At 53.1% G+C, this 3,620-nt stretch carries 1 tRNA gene and 2 rRNA genes; all 3 read right to left on the bottom strand.

Going from position 1 to position 3,620, the window contains the following annotated elements:
• A tRNA-Met gene (locus tag L904_RS20265) sits at nt 1–77 on the bottom strand.
• 101 nt (nt 78–178) lie between these two features.
• A 5S ribosomal RNA gene (gene rrf, locus L904_RS20260) occupies nt 179–293 on the bottom strand.
• Nucleotides 294–677: 384 nt separating this feature from the next.
• Nucleotides 678–3,558 (bottom strand): 23S ribosomal RNA (locus tag L904_RS20255).
• Between the last annotated feature and the right edge of the window lie 62 nt (nt 3,559–3,620).

The following is a 3,620-nucleotide window of genomic DNA, read 5'->3' as shown; positions in this document are numbered from 1 at the left end:
TGGTTGCGGGGGCAGGATTTGAACCTGCGGCCTTCAGGTTATGAGCCTGACGAGCTACCGGGCTGCTCCACCCCGCGTTGATTGGTTTTATTATAGCATAAAGGCCGCATTTGCGGCCTTTTGATTTGGGCTTTGTGGCCCTTTTGTGAGTGAGAAGATTTTGTGTTGCGTTTTGCAGACCTGGCAGCGACCTACTCTCCCGCGTCTTGAGACGAAGTACCATTGGCGCTGGGGCGTTTCACGGCCGTGTTCGGAATGGGAACGGGTGCAGCCGCCCCGCGATAACCACCAGGTCGGCAAAACGCAACATATGTTCATGCGGAACGCATGAACATATGTTGCTCTTTATTGGATTGGCATGCCTTATCCCGTTCGCTTGTCGCTCACGGGGGACGCCAATCGGCCATACGGTCACCTCTGATATGAGGGACCAGGTGGCCAAAGCAACCTCGTTCATGTTTTCACATGACTGTTGTTTTCGAGAAGCTGGAGAGCCGAAGCTCTATTTAACACGTCTTCTGTAACCCGTCCGTATTCCGCCTTTGCTCGACAGCGAGCGAGGCAGCCATACAGACCAGAGGTCGTCGCGCCCTGTGGCGCGGCCCGTCCGGAGCCCTTCGGGCGTCAGGACAGAACAGATGTCATCGAACTTTGTTCGATGAACATATTCAATGGGAACGAAGAAGTCGATCGAGCTATTAGTAACGGTAAGCTTCACACATTGCTGTGCTTCCACACCCGTCCTATCGACGTGGTCGTCTTCCACGGCTCTGATAGGGAACACTCGTTTTCAGGTTGGTTTCCCGCTTAGATGCCTTCAGCGGTTATCCATTCCGTATATAGCTACTCTGCTATGCCCTTGGCAGGACAACAGATCCACCAGAGATACGTCCATCCCGGTCCTCTCGTACTAGGGACAGATCCTGTCAATATTCCTACACCCACGGCAGATAGGGACCGAACTGTCTCACGACGTTCTGAACCCAACTCACGTACCGCTTTAAATGGCGAACAGCCATACCCTTGGGACCTGCTCCAGCCCCAGGATGCGATGAGTCGACATCGAGGTGCCAAACAACCCCGTCGATATGGACTCTTGGGGGTCATCAGCCTGTTATCCCCGGCGTACCTTTTATCCGTTGAGCGATGGCCCTTCCACACGGGACCACCGGATCACTATGACCGACTTTCGTCTCTGCTCGACTTGTCAGTCTCGCAGTCAGGCTAGCTTATGCCATTGCACTCGACGACCGATTTCCGACCGGTCTGAGCTAACCATCGCGCGCCTCCGTTACTCTTTCGGAGGCGACCGCCCCAGTCAAACTACCCACCATACACTGTCCCGGATCCGGATAACGGACCGCGGTTAGACATCCACGAAGATAAGGGTGGTATTTCAAGGATGGCTCCACAGAAACTGGCGTCCCTGCTTCAAAGCCTACCACCTATCCTACACATGCCTTGGCGAATGCCAGTGTAAAGCTATAGTAAAGGTGCACGGGGTCTTTCCGTCTGACCGCAGGAACCCCGCATCTTCACGGGGAATTCAATTTCACTGAGTCTATGTTGGAGACAGCGGGGAAGTCGTTACGCCATTCGTGCAGGTCGGAACTTACCCGACAAGGAATTTCGCTACCTTAGGACCGTTATAGTTACGGCCGCCGTTTACTGGGGCTTCAGTTCAGAGCTTGCACCCCTCCCTTTAACCTTCCAGCACCGGGCAGGCGTCAGACCCTATACGTCGTATTGCTACTTCGCAGAGCCCTGTGTTTTTGATAAACAGTCGCTACCCCCTGGTCTGTGCCACCCCATCATACTTGCGTACAAAAGGGTCACGCTTCTTCCGAAGTTACGCGTGCAATTTGCCGAGTTCCTTCAACATAGTTCTCTCAAGCGCCTTGGTATACTCTACCTGACCACCTGTGTCGGTTTCGGGTACGGTCTATACGGTGGAGCTATTTCCTGGAACCTCTTCGCCGCCCAACCAATCCAATAAGGTTGAACAACACACGAGATCCGTCACTACCACCAGGCCCACGAATATTAACGTGGTTCCCATCGACTACGCGTGTCCGCCTCGTCTTAGGGGCCGGCTAACCCTGCTCAGATTAACTTTAAGCAGGAACCCTTGGTCTTTCGGCGAGGGAGTCTCTCACTCCCTTTATCGTTACTCATGTCAACATTCGCACTTCCGATATCTCCAGCAGCCCTCACGGGTCCGCCTTCACAGACTTACGGAACGCTCCGCTACCACTTGCACAAAGTGCAAATCCTCAGCTTCGGTGCATGGCTTTAGCCCCGTTACATTTTCGGCGCAAAGACCCTTATTTAGACCAGTGAGCTGTTACGCTTTCTTTAAATGATGGCTGCTTCTAAGCCAACATCCTGGTTGTTTTGGGATCCTCACATCCTTTCCCACTTAGCCATGACTTGGGGACCTTAGCTGGAGGTCAGGGTTGTTGCCCTTTTCACGACGGACGTTAGCACCCGCCGTGTGTCTGCCGACTAGTACTCCTCGGTATTCGGAGTTTGGTTAGGATCAGTAAGACGGTGAGTCCCCATAGCCCATCCAGTGCTCTACCCCCGAGGGTATTCGGTCGACGCTCTACCTAAATAGATTTCGCGGAGAACCAGCTATTTCCGAGTTTGATTGGCCTTTCACCCCTAGCCACAAGTCATCCCGAACTATTGCAACAGTTATGGGTTCGGCCCTCCAGTTGGTGTTACCCAACCTTCAGCCTGCTCATGGCTAGATCACTCGGTTTCGGGTCTAATGCAACTAACTCAATCGCCCTATTCAGACTCGCTTTCGCTGCGCCTACACCTACCGGCTTAAGCTTGCTAGTTACACTAAGTCGTTGACCCATTATACAAAAGGTACGCCGTCACCCTTGCGGGCTCCGACTGTTTGTAGGCATCCGGTTTCAGGTTCTATTTCACTCCCCTCGTCGGGGTGCTTTTCACCTTTCCCTCACGGTACTTGTTCGCTATCGGTCATGCACGAGTACTTAGGCTTGGAGAGTGGTCTCCCCATGTTCAGACAGGATTTCACGTGTCCCGCCCTACTCAAGGACAATGACTGTTCTACGCGTAAGGGGCTATCACCCTCTATGGCCGACTTTTCCAAATCGTTCCGCTTTATTCATCATTGCCACTGGCCTGGTCCGCGTTCGCTCGCCACTACTTGCGGAGTCTCGGTTGATGTCCTTTCCTGCAGGTACTTAGATGTTTCAGTTCCCTGCGTTCGCTTCTTACCCCTATGTATTCGAAAGTAAGATACCTTATCACAATACCTAGAAACCTCTTCTGTCCTCACGGCCAAAGGCCTGCGGACGGCGCGCCGGATAACCGGCGACGGGCTAGCGCCCTGTATGGGAAGTCCCACGCAGGCGTTTCGCCACAGAACAGATTTTCTAGGTATTTAAGGTGGGTTGCCCCATTCGGAGATCCATGGATCAAAGCTTATTCGCAGCTCCCCACGGCTTTTCGCAGCGTATCACGTCCTTCTTCGCCTGTGCATGCCAAGGCATCCACCAAATGCCCTTAATTCACTTCTTCGTTCTCATTGTCTATGCTCATCCATAGCCGTTCCAAAGGAACGGCAACCTGATTACCTTTTA

Origin of the sequence: Agrobacterium sp. LY4 (assembly GCF_001526585.1) — a bacterium.
Taxonomy (GTDB): domain Bacteria; phylum Pseudomonadota; class Alphaproteobacteria; order Rhizobiales; family Rhizobiaceae; genus Agrobacterium; species Agrobacterium leguminum.
Note: the sequence above shows the minus strand (reverse complement) of the source record. Positions and strands in the feature narration are given on the sequence as shown.